The following is a 22,062-nucleotide window of genomic DNA, read 5'->3' on the forward strand; positions in this document are numbered from 1 at the left end:
CTGCCGCGCACGCGCCCACGGTAGCAGCGGGTCAGCTCAGGTCGCAGTGACACACGCAGTCCGGCGCGTGCGGCGCCGGGCGGCCCGGGGTGGGCGGGCGCTCGTCGAGCAGCAGGTCCTCGCAGGCCGGCGGGCACTCGCACAGGAAGTCGTCGACGAACGGCTCCGCCGGGCGCCGGGCGCGTTCTGCGGCGCGGACCCGCTCCACCGCCGCCCGCCGGGCCGCGGCCCGCTGGGCCAGCGAGTCGCCGGCGCGCGGGATCTGATGGTCGTCGGGAGTGCCGCCGCGCGCCTGCCGCAGGCGGTCCCGCCAGGGCCGCACGCGGGTGAACGTGTACGTGACCGGCGTGCGGTCCCGGCGGTGCGGCCCGTGCCACCAGCCGTCGTCGCCGTGCCGGGTGTCGAGGTGGGCCGGGAAGAAGCGGCCGCCCTCGTCCCGCACCGCGTCACCGTCCATGGGCGCGACCTCGTCGCCCCGCGCGTCCACCAGGACCAGCCGCAGCCCGGCGACGGCGGCCAGCCGGGCCAGTGCTCGGGCATCGAGCCCACGTTGGCCACCCTCGATGGCCGCGATGCTCGACTTGGACAGCTCGGACACTCCAGCCAGCTCGCGCTGGGACAGGTCAGCCGTCCTGCGGATGCGCCGCACGGCGCCCGCGAGATCGAAGTCGGCCATGCGCTGAGCGTGGGTCGATCAGGCCCCGAGAGCGGGCCTGCAGGTCCACCTGGGGAAGCTCGTGCTCTGCCCACAGGCACGGGGCACAGCACGAGCTTCGGTGGTGTAGCACCGGCCCCGTCCCTCGTGCTCTGCCCCGCGGGCGGGGGCAGAGCACGAGTCGGCGGGGGAGAGGTCGGTCCGGGGGAGGGGCGGCTGCCGGGGCGCGTCCGGGTCAGAACTCGCCGCGGCGGCGGAGGCGCAGGGGGCGGCCGTCGGGGTCGTCGACGAGCCGGTACAGCGGCGTCGCCCAGAGACGGGTGGTCAGGGACAGCTGCTCGGGCCGGTGGTGCCGCAGCCGGCCGCGGGGGCGGGGGCCGCGGCGGCCGCCGGCGTGCCAGGCGTCGAGCTCGTCGGCCTGGGCCTCCAGCGTCGTGACGAAAGCCGCGGGGTCGAGCAGGTCGGCGTCCTCGCTGCCGTCGGCGGCGCGGTCGGTGTGCTCGCGGGCCAGGACCAGCCGCAGGTCCCGGGCGAAGGTGCGCGCGCCGTCGCCGGTGCCGGCGGGGTCGCGCGGCTCGCGCGGGTCGAGGGTGGTGTCGAGGACGGCGCTGGAGAGCTCGCTGTCGTGCGTCCACGAGCGGCGGTTGAAGTTGTCGCTGCCCACGCTGGCCCACACGTCGTCGACCACGCACACCTTGGCGTGCACGTAGACCGGCGTCCCCTCGTGGTTCTCGATGTCGAACACGTGCACCCGGTCACGGCCGGCCTTGCGGCACAACTCCAGCGCCTGCCAGCGGCCCACGTACTGCGGGGTCTTCCCGATGGCGCCGTCCTGGTCGGGGACACGGGGGACGACGACGACCAGGTGCAGGTCCGGGTGCTCCCGCAGCGCGTCGGCGAACAGCTGCGCGACCTCGGAGGACCACATGTACTGGTCCTCGAGGTAGATCAGCCGGCGGGCCCGGCGGATCGCCTTGGAGTAGCCGCGGGCCACCGAGCGCTCGCCATCGGGGGCGAACCGGTACCCCCGCCGCAGCGCCGGGTAGGTGCGCAGGTTCTGCACCAGGTGCGGTCCCATGTGCGGCGGAGGAGGCAGCTGGGGCTCCAGCCGGTCGGCGAACATCCGGCTCTTGCTCAGCCGGTCGATGACGTGGGCGATGGGGTTGCCCTCGTCGGGGTCCATCGGGTCGTCCCAGCGCTCCCGGAACACCGTGTCCAGCGCCGCGACCGCCGGCCCGCGGATCATCAGCTGCACGTCGTGCCACGGCGGCGTCGGGCCGTAGGCCGCCGCCATCGGCAGCGACTGCGGGTCGCCACGGTGCTCGGCGTCGTCGCGACGGCTGTGGCACAGGTCGATGCCGCCCACGAACGCGGCGTCCTTCGTGGGGTCCTGGTCGTGCCGGCAGACGACGAGTTTCTGGTGGTGGCTGCCGCCGCGGCGCACGCGCTGGTCGAGCACCACCAGCCCGCCGCCGTCCTCGACCTCGCGGTCCAGCGCCCGGTTCTCGCGGGCGCTGAACGACAGCCAGTCGACGTGCGAGCGCCACACCAGCCCGCGCACCGTCACGCCGCGCTGCACCGCCTCGGTGAACAACTGCGCGACGGTCGGCCCGCCGGGGCGCAGCTCCTCGTCGGGATCGCCGCGCCAGTCGGTGAAGAAGAGGTGGTCGTCCTCGTCGAGCGCCTCGACGCAGTCGACCAGCCGGTCGAAGTACTCCGAGCCGTGCACGAGGGGCACCGCGAGGTTGCCCTCGGTCCAGGCGGGCAGGTCGGTGGCCGCGTTGCCCCGTTCCTCGGCGCTGAGCAGCCAGTCCTCGGGAGCGGTCACGCGGTGATCACATCGTGCGCCGGGGAGGGGCGCAATGGGACGGCGCCGGACTGGATCCCGGGATCGGGTGCGGGCATCGGTAGCCTGTGGACCCGTGGCCCTCGTCGTGCAGAAGTACGGTGGCTCCTCCGTGGCCTCCGCCGCCCACATCAAGCGCGTCGCGGAGCGCATCGTCGCGGAGAAGACGGCCGGCAACGACGTCGTCGTCGTGGTCTCCGCGATGGGTGACACCACCGACGAGCTGCTCGACCAGGCCGCGCAGATCACCGACGACCCGCCCGGCCGCGAGCTCGACATGCTGCTCACCGCGGGTGAGCGCATCTCGATGGCGCTGCTGGCCATCGCGATCAACACGCACGGCTACGAGGCCCGCTCGTTCACCGGCTCGCAGGCCGGTGTGATCACCACCAGCAGCCACGGCAAGGCGCGGATCATCGACGTCACGCCCGGCCGGCTGCGCTCGGCGCTCGACGAGGGGTCGATCGTCATCGTCGCCGGGTTCCAGGGCGTCAGCCAGGACACCAAGGACATCACCACCCTCGGCCGCGGCGGCTCGGACACCACCGCGGTCGCCGTCGCCGCGGCGCTGCGGGCCGACGTCTGCGAGATCTACACCGACGTCGACGGCGTCTTCACCGCCGACCCGCGGATCGTCCCGAACGCCCGGCGGCTCCAGACCGTCACCTACGAGGAGATGCTCGAGCTCGCGGCCTCCGGCGCCAAGGTGCTCATGCTCCGCTGCGTCGAGTACGCCCGCCGCTACGGCATCCCGGTGCACGTCCGCAGCTCCTACTCACAGCTCCCCGGCACCGTGGTGGCCGGCTCGATGGAGGACCTCAGCGTGGAACAGGCGATCATCACCGGCGTCGCGCACGACCGCAGCGAGGGCAAGATCACCGTCTACGGCGTCCCGGACCGCCCGGGCGAGGCCGCGCAGCTCTTCCGCGTCCTGGCCGACGCCGAGATCAACATCGACATGATCGTGCAGAACGTGTCGGCCGAGGCCAGCAAGCTCGCCGACATCTCCTTCACGCTGCCCAAGAGCGACGGCCCGGCCGCGATCGCCGCGCTGGAGAAGGTCAAGCACACCGTCGGCTACAGCGACGTCCGCTTCGACCAGCACATCGGGAAGGTGAGCCTGGTCGGCGCCGGCATGCGCAGCCACCCCGGCGTCTCGGCCCGCTTCTTCGGCGCCCTGGCCGACGCCGGCGTGAACCTCGAGCTCATCAGCACCTCGGAGATCCGCATCTCCGTGGTCTGCCGCGACACCGACGTCGACGTCGCCGTCCGCGCGGTGCACGACGCCTTCGACCTCGGCACCGACGAGGCCGAGGCCGTGGTCTACGGAGGGACCGGACGATGACCGCGTTCAGCAGTGACGGCCTGCGGGTCGGGATCGTCGGCGCCACCGGCCAGGTCGGCGCCGTGATGCGCCAGATCCTCGCCGAGCGCCGCTTCCCGCTGAGCGAGCTGCGCTTCTTCGCCAGCGCCCGCAGCGCCGGCAGCACGCTCCCCTGGGGCGACGGCGAGATCACCGTCGAGGACGCCGCCACCGCCGACCCCACCGGTCTCGACGTCGCGCTGTTCTCCGCGGGCGCGAGCACCTCGCGGGTGCAGGCGCCGCGGTTCGCCGAGGCCGGCGTCACCGTCGTCGACAACAGCTCCGCGTTCCGCCGCGACCCCGACGTGCCGCTCGTCGTCGCCGAGGTCAACCCGCACGCGCTGGCCGACATCCCCCGGGGCATCGTCGCCAACCCGAACTGCACCACCATGGCCGCGATGCCGGTGCTGCGGCCACTGCACGACGAGGCGCAGCTCGTCCGGCTCGTCGCCAGCACCTACCAGGCGGTCTCCGGCAGCGGCGTGGCCGGCGTCGAGGAGCTCGACGGGCAGGTCAAGGCGGTCGTGGACAAGGCCGCCGAGCTGACCCACGACGGCGCCGCGGTGGCCTTCCCCGAGCCGCAGAAGTACGTGCGGCCGATCGCCTTCAACGTGCTGCCGATGGCCGGCGCACTGGTCGACGACGGCTCGTTCGAGACCGACGAGGAGCAGAAGCTCCGCAACGAGAGCCGCAAGATCCTCGGCATCCCCGACCTGCGCGTCTCGGGCACCTGCGTGCGGGTGCCGGTCTTCACCGGCCACTCGCTGTCGCTCAACGTCGAGTTCGCCCGCCCGCTGACCGTCGCGCGCGCCACCGAGCTGCTCGGTGACGCGCCGGGCGTGCAGCTCACCGACGTCCCGACGCCGCTGCAGGCCGCCGGGCAGGACCCGAGCTACGTCGGGCGCATCCGGCAGGACCAGAGCGTCGACGACGACCGCGGGCTGGTGCTGTTCGTCAGCAACGACAACCTGCGCAAGGGCGCGGCACTCAACACCGTGCAGATCGCCGAGCTGCTGCTCCGGCGCTGAGCGGGGTGGCGCCCGTCGGCCGGCGGGTCGCCGCGCAGACCGCCGCGGTCCTCGCCCTGGTGGCGCTGGCCGCGCTGGTCTCGGTCGTGGTGCCGAACGACCCCTGGCACAACTGGTTCGACCTGCGGGTCTACGACGGCGCGGCCGAGTGGTGGCGCTCGGGCCGGCCGCTGTACGACTACACGTACGGCCGCACGCAGTACGGCTTCACCTACCCGCCGTTCGCCGCGCTGCTCATGCTGCCGATGACGCTGCTGCCGATCGAGGCGGTCGCGGCCGTGCACGCCACGGTCAACCTCCTCGTCCTCGCCGGCGTCACCTGGTGGCTGGTCGCCCCGCTGGCCCGCCGGCACGGGTGGCCGGCCGGGTTCAGCGTGGCCGCCGCGGTCCCGGTGCTGTTCGTCCTCGAGCCGGTGCGGGAGACCATCGGCTTCGGCCAGGTCAACCTGGTGCTGCTGGCGCTGGTGCTGGCCGACGTCGCCGCGCTGCGCCGCGGTTCGCGGTGGGCCGGCGTCGGCATCGGGCTGGCCGCGGCGCTGAAGATCACGCCCGGCCTGTTCGTGGTGTACCTGCTGCTGACGCGGCGCTGGCGCGCAGCGGCGGTGGCGGCCGTCACCGGGGCCGTCGCGACCGGCCTGGCGTTCGCGGTCGCGCCGGACACCTCGTGGCGCTTCTTCACCGCCACGCTGTGGCAGACCGACCGGGTCGGCCGGCTGGACAAGACCTCCAACCAGTCGCTGCTGGGCGGGCTGGCGCGGCTCACCGACCCGGAGCAGCCGCCGCGGCTGGTGTGGCTGGTCCTCGCCGTCGCCGCCCTCGCGCTGGTGCTCACCCGCGCGGTGCGCGCCGCCCGGGCCGGCGACGACCTGGCCGGTGTCGCGCTCACCGGGCTGGCCGCCTGCCTGGTCAGCCCGATCGCCTGGTCGCACCACCTGGTCTGGCTGGTGCCGGCGCTGGTCGTCCTCGTCGACGTGGCCGCGGGGAGCCCGGCGGCACCGGGGACGCCGTCCTGGGCACGGTCCCGCCGGTCCGCCGGGGCGCTGGCCGCCGTCGCCGCGCTGGTCCTGGCGTCGTCGTCGATCTGGTTCGCCGAGGCCGACCCCGGCCACCACCACGACCTCGGCGTCCCGGGGCTCGTGGTCGAGGACCTCTACCTGCTGGTCGTCCTGGTGGTGGCCGCCGTCCTCCCGGCGCGCGTCACGGCCGGACGTGCCGCAGCGCGAACGACAGCGCCGTCTCCACCTGCCGGATCGTCTCCTCGATGACCAGCGAGCCGTGGCCGGCGTCGAAGCGGTACACCTCGTGCTGCTTGCCCAGCCGCTCGAGCTCGCCGAGGTAGTTCTCGATCTGGCGGATCGGGCAGCGCGGGTCGTTGGCCCCGGCGACGACGAGCACCGGCGCGCGCACCTGCTCGACGTAGGTGATCGGCGAGGACCGCACGTAGCGCTCGCGCACCTCGTCGGGGGAGCCGCCGAACAGCGCCCGGTCGTAGGCCCGCAGGCCCTCCATCTCGTCCTCGTAGGCGGCCAGGTAGTCGGCCACGGGGACCTCGGCGATGCCCGCCGCCCACCGCTCGGGCTGGGTGCCCAGGCCCAGCAGGGTGAGGAAGCCGCCCCACGAGCCGCCGGTGATCAGCGCCCGCGCCGGGTCGAGGAAGCCCTCGGCGACCAGTGCGTCGTAGACGGCGGCGACGTCCTCGAGCTCGGTGGGGCCAGGGCGGCCGGTCAGCGCGTCGCGCCAGGCGCTGCCGTAGCCGGTGGAGCCGCGGTAGTTGACGTGCACGACCGCGTAGCCTGCGTCGACGTAGGCGGCCCGGCGGGCACGGTAGGAGTCGTCGTCGGCCGACTCGGGGCCGCCGTGCACCAGGAACGCCGTCGCGTACGGCGCCTCCCCGGCCGGCCGCACCACCAGGGCGTGCACGTCCCCGCCGGGGCCGGGCACCCAGCGGTCCTCGACCGGGTGGGCCGCCGGGGGCTCCTCGCCCGGCGCGGCCAGCACCACGGGGCCGTCGGCGCGGCGGATCACCGGCGGGAGCGCCGAGGAGGACCAGGCCAGCTCCACGGTGCCGTCCGGGCGGGCGGTGGCGCCGCGGACGACGCCGGGCGGGGTGTCCAGCCGCTCCAGCGCCCCGCCGGCGAGGTCGTAGCGGTACAGCTCGCTGCGGGCGGCGTGGTCGTGCCCGACCAGCAGCGCCGACCCGTCGGGGTACCAGCCGGCGGTCACGTCGCCGGGCAGGTCGAGCACGATCTCGACCTCGCTGTCGGCCGCGACGTCCCAGACCAGCAGCTCCTCGCGGCCGCGCCGCTCGTGGCCGACCAGCAGCCGCCGGTCGCCGGGGAGGGGCGCGAACTCCAGCGCGTGCAGGCCGCGTCCCTCGCCGTCCCACTTCTCGGCGACGACGGCGTCGTCGGACGTCCGCAGCACGCGCAGCGCCGGGTAGCGCGGGTCGCCGTGCTCGGAGTGCGAGATGACCAGCAGCTCGTCGTCGAGGGTGAGCGCGTCGACCGAGGCGGGGTCCTCGTGCCGGTAGACCACCCGCGGCGTCCCGCCGGCCGGGGCCAACCACAGCTCGCTGCCGTCGTCGGTGGACCGGCCGATCGCGACCACCGAGTCGCCGATCTCCAGGCCTGCCGGGTAGGCGGGGCCGACCTCGGGGACGGCGACCCGGTCCTCGCCGCCGGCGAAGGGCTGCACCATCCAGACGCCGAACTCGTCGCCGTCGGTGTCGGCGAACCACCAGACGGTCTCGCCGTCGGGGGACAGCGTGCCGATCAGCGTGCCGTTGGGCCGGTCGGTGGCCTGGCGGTGCGCGTCGGTGGTGCGGTCCCACGCGTACTGCTCGACGACGCCGCTGACGTCGGAGGCGTACAGGCAGCGCTGCGGCGCCCGCAGCGCCCAGTCGGGCAGGCTGACGCGGGGCGCGCGGAAGCGCGCCTGCCAGCGGGTGGTGACCTCCGGGGACAGGACGGGCGCGCTCACCCGGTCATCTTCCCCCGGCGCCCGCGCCGGCCGGTCGGCCGCCCCGGCCGCGGGCGGCCCGGTCGGCGATGACCCGGGCCTGCTCGGCCGCGGCGTCGCGGACGTCGCCGATGAGCAGCTCCAGCACGTCCTCCAGCGCCACCAGGCCCACGGTCCGCCGCTCCCCGCCGGAGGCGTCGACGACGCCGCCGAGGTGGGCGCCCTGCGCGCGCATCTCGGACAGCACCTCGGGCAGCCCCGTGCCGGGCGCGATGGGCACCAGCCGGTTGACCAGGTCCTCCGGGATCGGCCGGTCGCGGCCGGCGGCCTCGATCCCGAGGACGTCCTTGACGTGCACGAAGCCGACCAGCGACCCGTCGTCGGCCTGCACCGGGTAGCGGCTGAAGCCGTGCTCGGCGACGACGGCCTCCAGCTGCCGCGGCGTGGTCGAGCGCGGCACCGTGACGACGGTGTCCATCGGCAGCAGCACGTCCTCGACGGCGTGCTGCTCGAAGGTCAGGGCGCCGGCGGCCAGTTCGCTGACCTCGCTGCCCAGCAGCCCCTCGCGGCGCGACTGCGTGATCATCGACCGGATCTCGGTCTCGTCGAAGCTGGCGGCGACCTCGTCGGTGGGCGTGGCGCCGAACAGCCGCACGAAGACGTTGGCCGTGGTGTTGAAGAACCAGATCACCGGCCTGAGCAGCCGGGTGAAGGCGGCCAGTGGCGGACCGAGGGCGATCGCGGCGCGGTCGGGGCCGGCGATGGTGATGTTCTTCGGCACCATCTCGCCGAGCACCATGTGCAGCACGGTCACGATCGACAGCGCGATGACCAGGGCGATCGGGTGCAGCAGCGCGTCCGGGACGCCGAGCGCGTGCAGCGGGGCCTCGATGAGGTGGGCCACCGCCGGCTCGCCCACGGCGCCCAGGCCCAGCGAGCACAGCGTGATGCCCAGCTGCGCGCCGGCCATCATCTGCGACACGTTGCGCATCGCCGCCAGCGTCCTCGCCGCGCGCACCGAGCCGGCGTCGGCCCGCGGCTCGATCTGGTCCACCCGCGCGGACACGAGGGCGAACTCGGCCGCCACGAAGAACGCGTTGCCCAGGAGCAGCGCGATGAGGATCAGCAGGCTGACGACGTCGCTCATGCCGCCGTCCGCTCCGCGCGCACCCGCGAGGCCGTGGCGCCCGGGGGCAGCACCACCGTCCGCTCGGCCTGCACCCGCGCGATCCGGCGGCCGTCGAGGGTCTCCACGGTCAGCCGCGCCCCGTCGAGCTCGACGGTGTCGCCGACGTCGGGCAGCTTCTGCAGCCGCTCGGCGAGGAAGCCGGCCAGCGTCTCGTAGCGGCCCTCGGGGACGACGATCCCGGTGCGGTCGAGCACCTCGTCGGGGCGCAGCAGCCCGGAGAGCACCCACCGGACGTCGTCGACCCGGCGCGCGGTCCGCAGCGGCCGGTCGGTCTCGTCGGTGATCTCGCCGACCAGCTCCTCCACGATGTCCTCCAGCGTCACGACGCCGTGCGTGGCGCCCCACTCGTCGACCACCAGGGCGATCTGCAGGCCCTGCTCGCGCAGCAGGTCCAGCAGCCGCTCCAGCTTCAGCGACGACGGGACGGCGAGGACCGGGTCGGCGAGCTCACCGGCGGTGCGGCGGCCCCGCTCGGCCTCCGGGACGGCGACCGCGCGCTTGACGTGCACCACGCCGGTGACCTCGTCGAGGTCGGAGCCGTAGACCGGGAACCGCGAGTTGCCCGACTCGGTGGCCGCGGTGATGACGTCGGCGGCGGTGGCGCTGGCCCGCAGCGTCCACAGCCGGGTGCGCGGCGTCATGACGTCGGTGGCGTACTTGGCGCGCAGGCCCAGGGAGCGCTCGAGCAGGCGGGCGGCGACGGGGGAGAGGTCGCCCTCCTGGGCCGAGCGGCGGGCCACCGCGGCCAGCTCGTCGGCGCCGCGCGCGGAGTCGAGCTCCTCGCGCGGCTCGAAGCCCAGCCGGCGCACGATCGCGTTGGCCAGCCGCTGCAGGGAGTTGACGACGGGGCCGGAGACCGCGGTGAACGCCCGCATCCCCGGCGCGACCCAGCGGGCCACCCCGAGCGGGTTGGCGATCGCGAGGTTCTTGGGGCCGAGCTCGCCGAGCAGCATCTGCAGCGTCGTCGCCAGGGCCAGCGCCAGGCCGTAGGAGACGCCCGTGGCCGCGGCCTGCGAGAGCCCCAGGGACTCCAGCGGGCCGTGCAGGAGCTGGCCGATCGCGGGCTCGGCGAGGTAGCCGACGACCAGGGTGGTCAGCGTGATGCCCAGCTGGGCGGCCGAGAGCTGGGTGGACAGCGACCGCAGCGCCGCCACGACCCCGCCGGCGCGCGTGTCACCGGCCCGCGCGGCCTCCTCGGCACGGCCGCGGTCGACGGTCGTGAGGGAGAACTCGGCCGCGACGAAGAAGCCGGTGAGTGCCGTGAGCACCACGGCGGCGAGGAGGAGCAGCCACTCGGTCATCAGGTCCCCGGTGCCCGCCGCGCGCTGATCCCAACCGGAAGGCGCCCGGAACGGCCGAGGGGCCGCCTTCCGGCGGCCCCTCGGCTGGAGTCGGGGTGACAGGATTTGAACCTGCGGCCTCGTCGTCCCGAACGACGCGCGCTACCAAGCTGCGCCACACCCCGGCGTTCCTCGACCACTGTAGCCGAGCCGCGCGACCCGCCCGGCGGCGGGTCGGCCGCGCGTCAGGCCGGTCGCGCCGTCAGCGTGAGCAGTGTCGCCTCGGGCGGGCAGGCGAACCGGGCGGGCGCGTAGGGGCTGGTGCCCAGGCCCGCGGAGACGTGCAGCCAGGTGCCGTTCGGCCGCCCCGGCGCGGGCTCCGCCCACCGGTGCAGCCAGCGGACCCGGTCCCGGTCGATGCCGCAGTTGGTCACCAGCGCGCCGTAGAACGGCACCCGCAGCTGCCCGCCGTGGGTGTGCCCGCACAGCAGCAGGTCGTAGCCGTCGGCGGCGAAGCGGTCGAGCACCCGCGGCTCGGGGGAGTGGACGACGCCGATCCGCAGGTCCGCCGTCGGGTCGGCCGGGCCCTCGACGAGGTCGTAGCGGTCCCGCCGGATGTGCGGGTCGTCGCACCCGGCGAACACGATCCGGCGGCCGTCGACGGTCAGCTCACCGCGCGCGTTGGTGAGGTCCAGCCAGCCGCGGCCGGTCATCCCGTCGCGCAGGTCGTGCCATGGCAGGTCGATGCCGTGGATCCGCTTGTCCGGCTTGGTCAGGTAGCTGAGGGGGTTCTTCGGCCGCGGCGCGTAGTAGTCGTTGGAGGAGGTGACGAACGCGCCGGGCCGGTCGAGCAGCGGGTCCAGCGCCTGCAGCACGGTGGGGACGGCGTCCATCCCGGCCAGGTTGTCCCCGGTGTCGACGACGAGGTCGGGCTCGAGGCCGTCGAGGGCGGCCACCCAGTCCCGCTTGGAGCGCTGCCCGGCGGTCATGTGCAGGTCCGACAGGTGCAGGACCGTCAGCGGCGCCGAGCCGGGCGCGAGCACGGGCACGTCGAAGCGGCGCAGCGTCCAGCGGTTGCGCTCGACCAGGGACGCGTAGGCGACCGTGGAGGCGCCCGCCGCGACGGTGGCCGTGGGGAGGGCGGTGTACCAGCGCACGGGCCGGAGCCTACGGGGGCGCCGGACGCCGACCGGTCCCCGCCGGGGACGTCGTGCCAGGCTGGGGGCGTGTCTGACCTCAAGGACCAGCTGCGCGCCGACCTGACCACCGCGATGAAGTCCCGCGACGAGCTGCGCACCGCCACGCTGCGGATGGTGCTCGCGGCGGTCAGCGCGGAGGAGGTCGCGGGCAAGGAGGCCCGGGAGCTGTCCGACGACGAGGTGCTCGGCGTGCTGCGCCGCGAGGCCAAGCGCCGCCGGGAGGCCGCCGAGGCGTTCGAGTCCGCCGGCCGCGCCGAGCAGTCCGCGCGCGAGCGGGCAGAGGGCGAGGTGGTCGCCGGCTACCTGCCCGCCCAGCTCGACGACGCCGACCTCGCCGCGATCGTCGCCGACGCGGTCACCCGCACCGGCGCGAGCGGGATGCGGGACATGGGGAAGGTGATGGGCGCGGCCAACGCCGTGGTCGCCGGCCGCGCCGAGGGCTCCCGGGTGGCCGCGGAGGTCCGCCGCCAGCTCGGCTGAGCGCTCCTCCGCGAGGGAGGGGCGCCCGACCGGCTAGTTCCCGAAGCCGCCGCCCCAGCCGCCGTTGCCGGGCCAGCCGTTCGCGGTGCCCGGGTCGGGGGCGGGCTGCTCGGCGGGGGGCTGGTCGCCGGCGCCCTGGTCGGGAGCCGGCTGCTCGGCGCCCTGCGTCGGCTGGGTCGGCTGCGGAGCCGGCCGGCCGGCGCCCATCAGCCCGGGGTCGGCTGGCGCGAAGGCCGACGTCGGCTTGTCGGCGAGGAACGGCGCCATCGCGTCGTGCCAGATGGTGGCCGGCTTGTTGCCGCCGAAGCCGCCCACGTTCTGGTTCCGCTTCGGGTTGAGCACCATCACGCTGGCCGCGTACTCGGGCATGACGCCCACGAAGGCCGCGGAGAAGTTGCTCTGCGAGGTGCCCGTCTTGCCGGCGATCACGTGGCCGGGCACCGCGGCCCGGGTGCCGGTGCCCTCGGGGTTGGCGACGTCGCCGACGAGGATGTTGGCCAGCGTGTTGGCGACCGGGGCCGGGATGGCCTCGGGGGTGCAGTTGCCGCCGGTCACGAGCGGCTGGCCGTCGTCGCCGGTGAGCGGCTGGCCGTTGCGGTCGAGCACCTGGGTCACCGGCACCGGGTCGCACTGGGTGCCCTGGGCGGCCAGCGTGGCGTAGGCGTTGGCCAGGTCCAGCGGGCTGGTGGCCTCCGCGCCCAGGGTGAACGAGCCCCGGTTCTCGGCGATGATCTGGTCGGCCGGCGTCTGGTTGGGCTGGTCGAAGCCCATGCCCATCCGCTCGGCCATGCGCACCGGGCCCTCGACGCTGCCCAGGCGGTCCTCGAGGGCGAGGAAGTAGGTGTTCGAGGAGCGGACCAGCGCCCCCACCATGTCGAGGGTGTCGGGGTAGTTGCCGGCGTTCTGCACGCAGTACTTGCCGTTGGACGTCTCGCGGTCGCCGCCGCAGGACGGGCCGTTGTAGATCCGCGAGGTGTACTGGTTGCCCGGCGTGCTGATCACGGTGTTGGCCGGGATGCCGGCCTCGAGCGCGGCGGCGGCGGTGAACACCTTGTAGGTGGACCCGGCGCCCTGGCTGGCCACGGTGTTGAGGACGACCGACTCGCACTGCGGGTCCGCGCAGCCGAACTGGCGGTTGACGCTCATCGCCAGGACCGCGCCGGTGCCCGGCTGCACGGCGGTGAAGATGCCGGCGAGCTCGGCGCCCATGGGCAGGGTGTTGAGGACGGCCTGGTCGCCGAGGGTCTGCAGCTGCGGGTTCAGCGTCGTCTGGATGGTCAGGCCGCCGTTGTCGAGCAGCTCCTGGGTGATGCCGAGCGTCTGGGTCAGGTACTGCTGCAGGAACGCGCAGAAGAACCCGCCGACGGCGGCGTCGATGCAGCCGTTGGCGGGGCTGACCCCGGGCGCGACCTGCACCGGCTCGGCCATGAGCGCGGCGAGCTGCTCGGGGGTCGTGCCCTCGAGGTGGCCGAGGTCGAACATGCGCTGCAGCACCTGGTTGCGGCGGGTCTGCCCGTTCTCCGGGTTGGTGATCGGGTCGTCGTTGGTCGGGCTCTGCACCAGCCCGGCGAGCATCGCGGCCTGGGGGAGGGTCAGGTCGGCGGCGTTGACGCTGAAGTACCGCTGGGCGGCGGCCTGGATGCCGTAGGCGCCCTGCCCGAAGTACACGATGTTGAGGTAGCGGGTGAGGATCTCGTCCTTGGGATAGGTCTCCTCGAGCGCCAGCGCCAGCCGGGCCTCGCGCAGCTTGCGCGACAGGCCCTCGACGCCGTCCTGCTCGACGGCGGCCGTCCGCTCCTCGGCGCTGTCGGCGGTCTCCAGCAGGGTCTGCTTGACCAGCTGCTGGGTGATCGTCGAGCCACCCTCCTGGACCGAGCCCGCGGCCACGTTGGTCACCGCGGCGCGCAGCGTGCCCTGCACGTCGAGGCCGTTGTGGTCGTAGAAGCGCGAGTCCTCGATGTCGACCAGCGCCTGCTTCACGACGTCGGCGATCTGGTCGGAGGCCACCACCGTGCGGTTGTGCGCGTAGAAGTTCGTGATCAGCGAACCGTCCGCGGCCAGCACGCGGGAGTTGCCCGCGGGGGTGGCGTCGGTGAGCTCCACCGGCAGCGCGTCCAGCAGCGACGCGGAGTTGCGTGCCGCCAGCCCGGTGCCGCCGACGAGGGGGAAGAGCATGCCGGCGACGAGTGCGCCGGCCACCACGATCATCGCGGCGAGCTTGCCCAGGACCCGGGCGCGGGAGACAGCAGACATCACCCGGAAGGGTACGGGGCGCGACGACCCTCCGAGGGGGATCAGGCGCGGCGCGCGGGCAGCACCCGGGTCCGCGGGACGCCGGTCGGCGTGTCGCCGTCGGCGCCGGTCAGGGCCTCGGCCATCGTGCGCAGCCCGTCGAGGTCGTGGACGTCGCCGGCGGCCGCCGAGACGGTCCGCAGGCCCACCTCCGGGTGGGCGCTGGTGAACCGGTCGGCCAGCCGCTGCTCGCGGGCGGCCAGCAGCATCCGCTCGGCGTGCACCCGCAGCGCGCCGGCGGCCAGCGCCGCGGCCGGGTCGTCGTCGCCGGCCTCGGCGGCGGCCTCCGCCGCGGTCTCCGCGCGGGTGGCCGACAGCCGCGTGCTCGCCGGCGGGTGGGTGCGGTTGAGCACCAGCCCGGCCAGGGGCATGCCCTCGGAGGAGAGCCGGTCGACGAAGTAGGAGGCCTCGCGCAGCGCGTCGGGCTCCGGCGTCGCGACGACGACGAACCACGTGCCCGGCCGGCGCAGCAGCTCGTAGGTGGCGGTGGCCCGCTCGCGGAAGCCGCCGAACATCGTGTCGAGGGCGCTGACGAACGCGGAGATGTCGCGCAGCAGCTGGCCGCCGAGGACCTTGCTGATGATCCGGGTGAAGACCATGAACCCGGCGGTGGCGAACTTGAACCCGGCCCGCCCGCCGGCCCGCGCGGGGGCGGTGAGCAGCCGGATCATCGTGCCGTCGAGGAAGCGGCTCATCCGGTTGGGCGCGTCGAGGAAGTCCAGCGCCGACCGGGACGGGGGCGTGTCGACGATGATCAGGTCCCAGGTGTCGGACGCGCGCAGCTGGCCGAGCTTCTCCATCGCCATGTACTCCTGCGTCCCGGAGAAGGACGAGGACAGGGTCTGGTAGAAGGGGTTGGCCAGGATCTGCTCGGCCCGCTCGGGCGTCGAGTGCGAGACGACGATGTCATCGAACGTCCGCTTCATGTCCAGCATCATCGCGTGCAGCTCGCCCGCGGCCCCCGGGACGTCGACCCGCCGCGGCTCGTTGTCCAGCTCCACCAGGCCCAGCGACTGCGCCAGCCGGCGGGCCGGGTCGATGGTGAGGACGACGACCCGGCGGCCGGCCTCCGCGGCGGCCAGGGCCAGCGCCGCCGACGTCGTGGTCTTGCCGACGCCGCCCGAGCCGCAGCACACGACGATCCGGGTGTCGGCGTCCTCGATCAGCGCGGCGAGGTCCATCGCCGGCGCCTGCCGGTCGGCCGCCGGGCGGGCGGCGGCGCGGGCCGGGCGGGGCGTCGTCTCCTCGGCGGCACTCACGCGGCCACCTCCGCACCGAGGTGCTCCTCGAGCCGGCCGGCGAGCTCGAACAGGCACCCGAGGTCCATCGGGCCGGGCAGCAGCGGCAGCTCCGCCACCGGGCGGTCCATCTTCTCCACCCGGTCGCGCAGCGCGTCCTGCGATGCCCACCGCTGTGCGTGCTCGACCGCCTCGGTGGCCAGCGCCTCGGCGAGGTCGGTGTCGGCTGGCAGGCCGCTCGCCGCCAGCCCGGGTGCCAGGTCGGCGCCGGTGAGCACGCCCTCGACGGCGCGGTCGAGGGCGTCCACCGGGAGCACCGGCTCGCTGGCCATGTTGACGATCACCGACCCCACCGGCAGGCGCGCCTCGGTGAGCTCGGCGATGGCGTCGGCGGTCTCCTGCACGGGCATGTCCTCGAGCAGCGTGACCAGGTGCACCGCGGTCTGCGGGGAGCGCAGCACCGCCATGACGCCGTCGCTCTGGGTCTTGATCGGGCCGGAGCGGGTCAGCTCGGACATCTCCCCGGTGACGTTGAGGAACCTGGTGATCCGCCCGGTCGGGGGTGCGTCGACCACGACGGCGTCGTAGACCCGCCGGCCGTCCTTGCGGCGGGTGACGGCCTCCTTGACCTTTCCGGTGATCAGCACGTCCCGCAGGCCCGGGGCGATCGTCGTGGCGAAGTCGACCGCGCCCATCTTGCGCAGCGCCCGGCCGGCCCGGCGGAGGTTGTAGAACATCTCGAGGTACTCGAGCAGGGCCTCCTCGACGTCGATCGCCAGGGCCCGCACCTCGCCCCCGCCGCGGGTGACCGCGACCCGGCGCTCCTCGTAGGGCAGCGGCGGGGTGTCGAAGAGCTGGGCGATGCCCTGCCGACCCTCGCACTCGACCAGCAGGACGGTGCGCCCCTCGGAGGCCAGGGCCAGGGCCAGGGCGGCGGCGACCGTGGTCTTGCCCGTCCCGCCCTTGCCGGTCACGACGTGGCAGCGCACGGGGAAGTCGGGGCTCACCCGCACCAGCCTAGGAGCACTCGGCGACCTCCGGCCTGCCGCGGCCCGGGCGCACCCCCGGCTGGGCGCCGCCGCCCTGCGCTAGCGTCGTCCCCCATGAGCGAACCGGCCCGCCGCAGGTGGGAGTACGCCACCATCCCGCTGCTGATCCACAACACCAAGGCGATCCTCGACTCGTGGGGCACCGACGGCTGGGAGCTGGTGACGGTGCTGCCGGGGCCGACCGGGCCCGAGCAGCCGGTCGCCTACCTCAAGCGCCCGCTGTCCTGAGGCGGCGGCGATGACGCAGGGGACGCAGACGCCGAGCTGGCGCGCCCGCCTCGCCGAGCTGGGCATCCGGCTGCCACCGGTGGCCGCGCCGGTCGCCTCGTACGTGCCGGCGGTGCGCACCGGGCAGCTGGTGTTCACCTCCGGCCAGCTGCCCTTCGTCGACGGCGGGCTGCGGCGCACGGGGAAGGTGGGCGGCTCGGTCGACCCGGAGGACGCCGCCGCCGACGCCAAGCTGTGCGCCCTCAACGCGCTGGCCGCCATCGACGACCTGGTCGGCCTGGACTCCGTGGCCCGCATCGTGCGCGTCGTCGGCTACGTGGCCAGCGCCGAGGGCTTCAGCGGCCAGCCGCGGGTGGTCAACGGCGCCAGCGAGCTGCTGGGCAAGGTCTTCGGCGAGGCCGGACACCACGCCCGCAGCGCGGTCGGCGTCGCCGAGCTCCCGCTGGGCGCCCCGGTCGAGATCGAGCTCACCGTCGAACTGCGCGGATGACCGAGGTCATCCGCCCGGCGGCGACGGTCCTGCTGCTGCGCGACGGCGCCGAGGGCCTGGAGGTCCACCTGCTGCGCCGCACCCGCGGCATGCCGTTCGCCGGCGGGATGACCGCCTACCCGGGCGGGGGTGTCGACCGGCGCGACGGCGACACCGACGTCGCCTGGGCCGGTCCGGCACCGGCGGAGTGGGCACAGGCGCTCGGCTGCGACGAGCGGACCGCGCGGGAGCTGGTGTGCGCCGCCGTCCGGGAGACGTTCGAGGAGGCCGGCGTCCTGCTGGCCGGGTCGCCCGACGGCAGCGACGTCGTCCCGGACGTCTCCGGGGACGACTGGGAGGCCCAGCGGCAGGCGCTGCTGACCCGCGAGCTGTCGCTGGCGGAGCTGCTGGCCACCCGCGGGCTGGCGCTGCGCGCGGACCTGCTGCGGCCGTTCGCGCACTGGATCACGCCGCCCCAGGAGACCCGGCGCTACGACACCCGGTTCTTCGCCGCGGCGCTGCCGGTCGGCCAGGAGGCCCGGGACGTCTCGGGAGAGGCCGACGAGGCCAGCTGGCTGACGCCGGAGGCCGCGCTGACGCAGATGCGCGCCGGCACCCGGCCGATGCTGCCGCCGACCATCCACACGCTGAGCCAGCTGTCGGCGTTCGCGGACGTCGCGGCCGCGCTGGCCGGCTCCCCACCGGAGCCCCTGCACCCGATCATGCCGGAGCTGCGGACCACGCCCGAGGGACGCTTCGCCGAGCTCCCCGACGGCACCCGCATCGGCTTGGTCGTGCCGCTTCCCTCGTGACCCTCCGGGTCACACCGCGGCCAGGTGCCGTCCCCCTGCTGCACTGAGCCGGACCGTCGCGTCCGGCGGGGACCCTCCGGGCCCGCCACCGGCCACGACACCCCGCGGCCAGGTGCCGTCCCCCTGCTGCACTGAGCCGCTCCCGCGCCCCGCAGGGCGCCTCGCGTCAGCGGGGTGGGACGTCAGAGGCCCGGAACCGTGTCGGTTCCGGGCCTCTGACGTACGGGGATCAGCGTGCGCGGCGGCGGAGGCGGTCCTCGTCGAGGACGACGACCGACTTGCCCTGCAGCTGGATCCAGCCGCGGTGCACGAAGTCGGCCAGCGCCTTGTTGACCGTCTCGCGGGAGGCGCCGACCAGCTGGGCGAGCTCCTCCTGCGTGAGGTCGTGCTTGACGCGCAGACCGTCGGACTCGCGGCTGCCGAAGCGGTCGGCCATCTGCAGCAGCGCCTTGGCCACGCGGCCGGGGACGTCGGTGAAGATCAGGTCGGCCACCGAGTCGTTGGTGCGCCGCAGCCGCCGGGCCAGCACGTGCAGCAGGCGCTCGCCGACCTCGGGGTGCGCCTCGATCCACGGCCGCAGCACCGACTGCGGCATCTTGGCCAGCTTGACGTCGGTCACCGCGGTGGCCGTCGCCGTGCGCGGGCCCGGGTCGAACACCGACAGTTCACCGAACTGGTCGGAGGGGCCCATGACGGCGAGCACGTTCTCGCGGCCGTCGGGGGAGCGGCGGGACAGCTTGATCTTGCCGCTCAGCACGATGTAGAGGCTGTCGCCGGGTTCGCCCTCGTTGAACACGACCCGGCCCCGCGGCAGGGTGGTCGTCTCCAGACGACTGGCGACCGGGTCGACGGCCTCCTCCGAGAGCCCCTGGAAGAGCCCCGACTGGGCCAGCACCTCGTCCACCACGTGTCCTCTCCACCCCACAGTTCTCGCTCGACGTGCGGGCCGACAGCACCCGCGTCCACGGCGAGTCTAGGGGGCTGTGCCCACGGTCACCCGTTCGGAGACACGCGGCATACCCCCGCGGGGTGAGTCCGGGCCCCGCCGGCGCGGCCTAGACGAGGGAGTCGGTGCTCTGGCGGACGCGGGAACGGCGGCGGCGGCGCCAGCGCGCCATCGCCCGGCGGATGCCCGAGGCGGCCAGGGTGTCGACCTCGCCCGGCGTCGCGGAGTCGAGGAACTCGGCCACCTCGCGCGGCGACGTCGGCCGGCGCAGCGGCTCCTCGACCCGTTCCATCACCAGCAGGAAGGCGATGACCATGGGCGGGAAGAGGATCACGATGAGCGCGACCACGTCCACCTCCTGTCCGGTCGCTGCGAGCAGGCCTGTGTCGCGATGATGACACGGGACCGGGACCGTCGCCGGTGACGCATACCCTCGACCGCGTGTCCACGCCGGCCTACGCGCGCCCCGCAGCGCGCCGCGCACCCGCCCGCCGTCCGGCCGAGGTGCCGTTCGACCCGGACGAGACGCCCCTGGCCCGCACCCGCCGCGCCCGCCGGATGGCCCGCGAGCTCGCGGTGATCCACCCCGACGCGCACTGCGAGCTCGACTTCACCAACGCCTTCGAGCTGCTGGTGGCCACCGTCCTGTCCGCGCAGACCACCGACAAGACCGTCAACCGGGTCACCCCCGCGCTGTTCGCGAAGTACCCGGATCCGGTGGCGCTGGCCGGTGCCGACCGCGGCGACCTCGAGGAGATCCTCAAGCCCACCGGCTTCTTCCGCGCCAAGGCCACCTCGGTCCTCGGGCTCGCGCAGGCGCTGGTCGAGCGGTTCGACGGCGAGGTCCCCGGCCGCATGGCCGACCTCGTCACGCTGCCCGGCGTCGGCCGCAAGACGGCGAACGTCGTCCTCGGCAACGCCTTCGACGTCCCGGGGCTCACCGTCGACACCCACTTCGGCCGGCTGGTCCGCCGCTTCGGGTGGACCGCCGAGGAGGACCCGGTCAAGGTCGAGGCGGAGATCGCCGAGCTCGTCCCGAAGCGCGACTGGACGATGTTCAGCCACCGCGTGATCTTCCACGGCCGGCGGGTGTGCCACGCCAAGAAGGCCGCCTGCGGCGCGTGCGGGCTGGCGCGCTGGTGCCCCTCCTACGGCATCGGCCCCACCGACCCCGAGGTGGCGCTGAAGCTGGTCAAGACGCCCGCGGCGTCGGACACCGAGTGAGCGCCCGCCGCACGGCCGCGCTGCTGCTCGGCCTGGGGCTGGCGCTGTCGGCGTGCACGGCCTCCGGCGAGGGCGACGAGCCCGACACCCCGCAGCGGGCCACCGTCGCCGGCACGCAGACGGACCTGGCGGCCTGCCCGGAGCAGCCCGACCGGCCGGCGGCCGACGGCGACCTGGCGGGCGTCGCGCCGATCGAGTGCTTCACCGGCGGCACGCTCGACCTCGGCCGCGCGCCCGGCACGCCCACCGTGCTCAACCTGTGGGCGAGCTGGTGCGGTCCGTGCCGCGAGGAGCTGCCGCTGGTGCAGCAGCTGGCCGACCTCGCCGGCGACCGCGTCCGGGTGGTGGGCGTCATCAGCCAGGACGGCGTCCCGCAGGCGGCCTCCTTCGCCGCGGACGCCGGCGTCACGCTCCCCGGCGCCTTCGACGGGCAGGGCGACGTCGCCGCAGCCCTGGGACTGCGCGGCCTGCCGCACACGGTGTTCCTCGACGCCGACGGCGCGGTGGCCTTCGTGCGGACCGGGTCGGTGGAGTCCCTCGACGAGCTGCGCGGCCTGGTCGCCGAGCACCTCGGGGTGGCGCTGTGACCGGTCTGCTGCCCGGCGCCGACACCACCGGCCTGCCCGGCTACCTGCAGCGGCTGGTGACCGCGGCCGGCGACCTGCCGCTGCGCCACCGCATGGGCGGCGCCACCGACACCGCGCGCCGCTCGGCGGTCCTCATCCTCTTCGGGGAGGGCCCGCGCGGTGCCGACGTCCTGCTCATCGAGAAGTCCGCGCGGCTGCGCACCCACGCCGGGCAGCCGGCCTTCCCCGGCGGCGGCGCCGACCCGGGGGAGGACTACCCGGTGGGCACCGCGCTGCGGGAGGCCCAGGAGGAGGCCGGCGTCGACCCCGACGGTGTCCGGGTGCTCGCCACGCTGCCCGAGCTGTTCCTCGGGCCCTCGGACAACCTCGTCGTCCCGGTCGTCGGCTGGTGGGAGGACCCGCGCGACGTCATCGTCGGCGATCCGCTGGAGGTCGCCCGGGTGGCCCGCGTGCCGCTGGCCGAGCTCGCCGACCCGGCCAACCGGTTCCGCGTGCGCCATCCGGCCGGCTACGTCGGCCCGGCGTTCGGCGTCGCCGGGATGGTCGTGTGGGGCTTCACCGCGGGCCTGCTCGACGCCGTCCTCGAGGCCGCCGGCCTGGCCCGGCCGTGGAACGCGCGCGACGTCCGCCCGCTGGAGTCGGCGGGCGCCCGGGTCGCCGGCGCGCCCGGGTCGCTGGGGGAGGGCGGCGCCGAGGACGCCGCCGCGCCGACGGTGGCCGACTCAGGTCCCGGGGACGCCGCGACGCGTACGGTTCCCCGCCGATGAGCGGAATCTGGACGCGCTGCCTCCCGGCGGCGCTGACCGGCGTCGTCCTGGCGGCCGGCGTGCTGGCCGGCTGCGGCTCCGACGACGGGGGTGCCGCCGCGGCACCGTCGAGCAGCGACGCGTCGCTGGGCACCGTGACGGTCGCGGAGGACGGCGTCCAGGAGGTCACCATCCAGACGCCGGACGACTACGTGTTCGTGCCCGACACCTTCACCGTGGCGCCCGGCCGGGTGCGGCTGACCGTGCAGAGCACCGCCACGCAGGCCACGCACAACTTCCGCTTCACGCCCGGCGCCGGTGTCGAGGAGATCCCCGAGGAGATCCCGCTGCTGGCCGCCGGCGCCACCGAGACGATCGAGTTCGAGGTCACCGCGCCCGGCGAGCACCCCTTCGAGTGCAGCTTCCACGTCCAGCTCGGCCAGACCGGCGTCATGACGGTGCGCGGCTGAGCC

Annotated in this window: 22 protein-coding genes and 1 tRNA gene; 11 read left to right on the top strand and 12 right to left on the bottom strand. The window is 74.9% G+C overall.

All coding sequences use genetic code 11. The features are described from left to right. Positions 1–31: 31 nt before the first annotated feature. Both FN207_RS23180 and FN207_RS23185 read right to left on the bottom strand, forming a co-directional pair. Positions 32–676, bottom strand: coding sequence for a helix-turn-helix domain-containing protein (locus FN207_RS23180; RefSeq protein ID WP_142460820.1), 645 nt, complete (start codon positions 674–676; stop codon positions 32–34). 214 nt (positions 677–890) lie between these two features. Beyond that, the gene (locus tag FN207_RS23185; RefSeq protein WP_246066297.1) at positions 891–2,483 is read right to left on the bottom strand and encodes a phospholipase D family protein; all 1,593 of its coding nucleotides are present in this window, start codon (positions 2,481–2,483) and stop codon (positions 891–893) included. Positions 2,484–2,577: 94 nt separating this feature from the next. On the opposite strand from FN207_RS23185, the gene FN207_RS23190 reads away from it, so the two are divergent. Genes FN207_RS23190 through FN207_RS23200 form a run of 3 tightly spaced genes read left to right on the top strand, consistent with a single transcriptional unit; the run spans position 2,578 to position 6,157 of the window. Beyond that, positions 2,578–3,846: an aspartate kinase gene (locus FN207_RS23190; RefSeq protein WP_142460822.1), complete on the top strand. Its 1,269-nt coding sequence runs from the start codon at positions 2,578–2,580 to the stop codon at positions 3,844–3,846. Then, on the top strand, positions 3,843–4,892 hold the full coding sequence (locus tag FN207_RS23195) for an aspartate-semialdehyde dehydrogenase (protein WP_142460823.1): 1,050 nt from the start codon (positions 3,843–3,845) through the stop codon (positions 4,890–4,892). The genes FN207_RS23190 and FN207_RS23195 overlap by 4 nt, the downstream gene beginning before the upstream one ends. A gap of 5 nt (positions 4,893–4,897) precedes the next feature. Beyond that, entirely contained in the window at positions 4,898–6,157 is a 1,260-nt protein-coding gene (locus FN207_RS23200; RefSeq protein ID WP_142460824.1) for a glycosyltransferase 87 family protein, read from the top strand. Here the strand turns inward: FN207_RS23200 and FN207_RS23205 are convergent. From FN207_RS23205 to FN207_RS23225, 5 genes are all read right to left on the bottom strand, one after another. Further along, the gene (locus FN207_RS23205; RefSeq protein ID WP_142460825.1) at positions 6,090–7,871 is read right to left on the bottom strand and encodes a S9 family peptidase; all 1,782 of its coding nucleotides are present in this window, start codon (positions 7,869–7,871) and stop codon (positions 6,090–6,092) included. The two genes, FN207_RS23200 and FN207_RS23205, sit on opposite strands and share 68 nt — an antisense overlap. Positions 7,872–7,875: 4 nt before the next feature. After that, positions 7,876–8,997: a hemolysin family protein gene (locus tag FN207_RS23210; protein ID WP_142460826.1), complete on the bottom strand. Its 1,122-nt coding sequence runs from the start codon at positions 8,995–8,997 to the stop codon at positions 7,876–7,878. Beyond that, positions 8,994–10,340 carry a hemolysin family protein gene (locus FN207_RS23215; protein ID WP_142460827.1) on the bottom strand — a complete coding sequence of 449 codons (1,347 nt, stop codon included), beginning with the start codon at positions 10,338–10,340 and terminating at the stop codon, positions 8,994–8,996. Before FN207_RS23215 ends, FN207_RS23210 begins: the two co-directional genes overlap by 4 nt. A gap of 90 nt (positions 10,341–10,430) precedes the next feature. Then, positions 10,431–10,504 (bottom strand) — tRNA-Pro (locus FN207_RS23220). A 60-nt stretch (positions 10,505–10,564) separates the two neighbouring features. Continuing rightward, positions 10,565–11,476, bottom strand: a complete 912-nt coding sequence (locus FN207_RS23225) for a metallophosphoesterase (RefSeq protein WP_142460828.1) — start codon at positions 11,474–11,476, stop codon at positions 10,565–10,567. 69 nt (positions 11,477–11,545) lie between these two features. Here FN207_RS23225 and FN207_RS23230 point away from each other — a divergent pair, with 69 nt between their 5' ends. Beyond that, positions 11,546–11,998: a GatB/YqeY domain-containing protein gene (locus FN207_RS23230; protein WP_110908344.1), complete on the top strand. Its 453-nt coding sequence runs from the start codon at positions 11,546–11,548 to the stop codon at positions 11,996–11,998. 33 nt (positions 11,999–12,031) lie between these two features. Here the strand turns inward: FN207_RS23230 and FN207_RS23235 are convergent, their stop codons facing one another. The 3 genes from FN207_RS23235 to bagA are packed head-to-tail and all read right to left on the bottom strand — an operon-like array spanning position 12,032 to position 16,535. Beyond that, positions 12,032–14,251: a transglycosylase domain-containing protein gene (locus tag FN207_RS23235; RefSeq protein ID WP_142460829.1), complete on the bottom strand. Its 2,220-nt coding sequence runs from the start codon at positions 14,249–14,251 to the stop codon at positions 12,032–12,034. 41 nt (positions 14,252–14,292) lie between these two features. After that, complete coding sequence (gene bagB, locus FN207_RS23240) at positions 14,293–15,549, bottom strand: ATPase BagB (protein ID WP_246066298.1); 1,257 nt, start codon at positions 15,547–15,549, stop codon at positions 14,293–14,295. After that, a complete protein-coding gene (gene bagA / locus FN207_RS23245; RefSeq protein ID WP_142460830.1) occupies positions 15,546–16,535 on the bottom strand; it encodes an ATPase BagA in 990 nt (329 codons plus the stop codon). Before bagA ends, bagB begins: the two co-directional genes overlap by 4 nt. A gap of 96 nt (positions 16,536–16,631) precedes the next feature. On the opposite strand from bagA, the gene sp36 reads away from it, so the two are divergent. From sp36 to FN207_RS23260, 3 genes are read left to right on the top strand one after another with little or no spacing between them, the layout of a single operon-like run. Beyond that, positions 16,632–16,805 (top strand): Sp36 family protein, encoded by a 174-nt coding sequence (gene sp36 / locus FN207_RS23250; protein ID WP_110908346.1) that lies wholly within the window; start codon positions 16,632–16,634, stop codon positions 16,803–16,805. Positions 16,806–16,815: 10 nt separating this feature from the next. Further along, positions 16,816–17,295, top strand: coding sequence for a RidA family protein (locus FN207_RS23255; RefSeq protein ID WP_142460831.1), 480 nt, complete (start codon positions 16,816–16,818; stop codon positions 17,293–17,295). Next, entirely contained in the window at positions 17,292–18,086 is a 795-nt protein-coding gene (locus tag FN207_RS23260; protein ID WP_142460832.1) for an NUDIX hydrolase, read from the top strand. Before FN207_RS23255 ends, FN207_RS23260 begins: the two co-directional genes overlap by 4 nt. 229 nt (positions 18,087–18,315) lie before the next feature. Here the strand turns inward: FN207_RS23260 and FN207_RS23265 are convergent, their stop codons facing one another. Together FN207_RS23265 and FN207_RS23270 are read right to left on the bottom strand one after the other, a co-directional pair. Beyond that, positions 18,316–18,990, bottom strand: a complete 675-nt coding sequence (locus tag FN207_RS23265) for a Crp/Fnr family transcriptional regulator (protein ID WP_142460833.1) — start codon at positions 18,988–18,990, stop codon at positions 18,316–18,318. A 151-nt stretch (positions 18,991–19,141) separates the two neighbouring features. Further along, complete coding sequence (locus FN207_RS23270; protein ID WP_142460834.1) at positions 19,142–19,381, bottom strand: hypothetical protein; 240 nt, start codon at positions 19,379–19,381, stop codon at positions 19,142–19,144. Positions 19,382–19,473: 92 nt separating this feature from the next. On the opposite strand from FN207_RS23270, the gene nth reads away from it, so the two are divergent. The 4 genes from nth to FN207_RS23290 are packed head-to-tail and all read left to right on the top strand — an operon-like array spanning position 19,474 to position 22,059. Continuing rightward, positions 19,474–20,256, top strand: a complete 783-nt coding sequence (gene nth / locus FN207_RS23275; protein ID WP_246066300.1) for an endonuclease III — start codon at positions 19,474–19,476, stop codon at positions 20,254–20,256. After that, the gene (locus FN207_RS23280) at positions 20,253–20,843 is read left to right on the top strand and encodes a TlpA family protein disulfide reductase (RefSeq protein WP_246066302.1); all 591 of its coding nucleotides are present in this window, start codon (positions 20,253–20,255) and stop codon (positions 20,841–20,843) included. Before nth ends, FN207_RS23280 begins: the two co-directional genes overlap by 4 nt. Beyond that, positions 20,840–21,610, top strand: coding sequence for an NUDIX hydrolase (locus FN207_RS23285; protein WP_246066303.1), 771 nt, complete (start codon positions 20,840–20,842; stop codon positions 21,608–21,610). The genes FN207_RS23280 and FN207_RS23285 overlap by 4 nt, the downstream gene beginning before the upstream one ends. Next, a complete protein-coding gene (locus FN207_RS23290) occupies positions 21,607–22,059 on the top strand; it encodes a cupredoxin domain-containing protein (RefSeq protein WP_246066304.1) in 453 nt (150 codons plus the stop codon). The genes FN207_RS23285 and FN207_RS23290 overlap by 4 nt, the downstream gene beginning before the upstream one ends. Positions 22,060–22,062 lie beyond the last annotated feature (3 nt).

The sequence above is a fragment of the Geodermatophilus aquaeductus genome (assembly GCF_900182545.1).
GTDB classification, from domain to species: Bacteria; Actinomycetota; Actinomycetes; order Mycobacteriales; family Geodermatophilaceae; genus Geodermatophilus; species Geodermatophilus aquaeductus.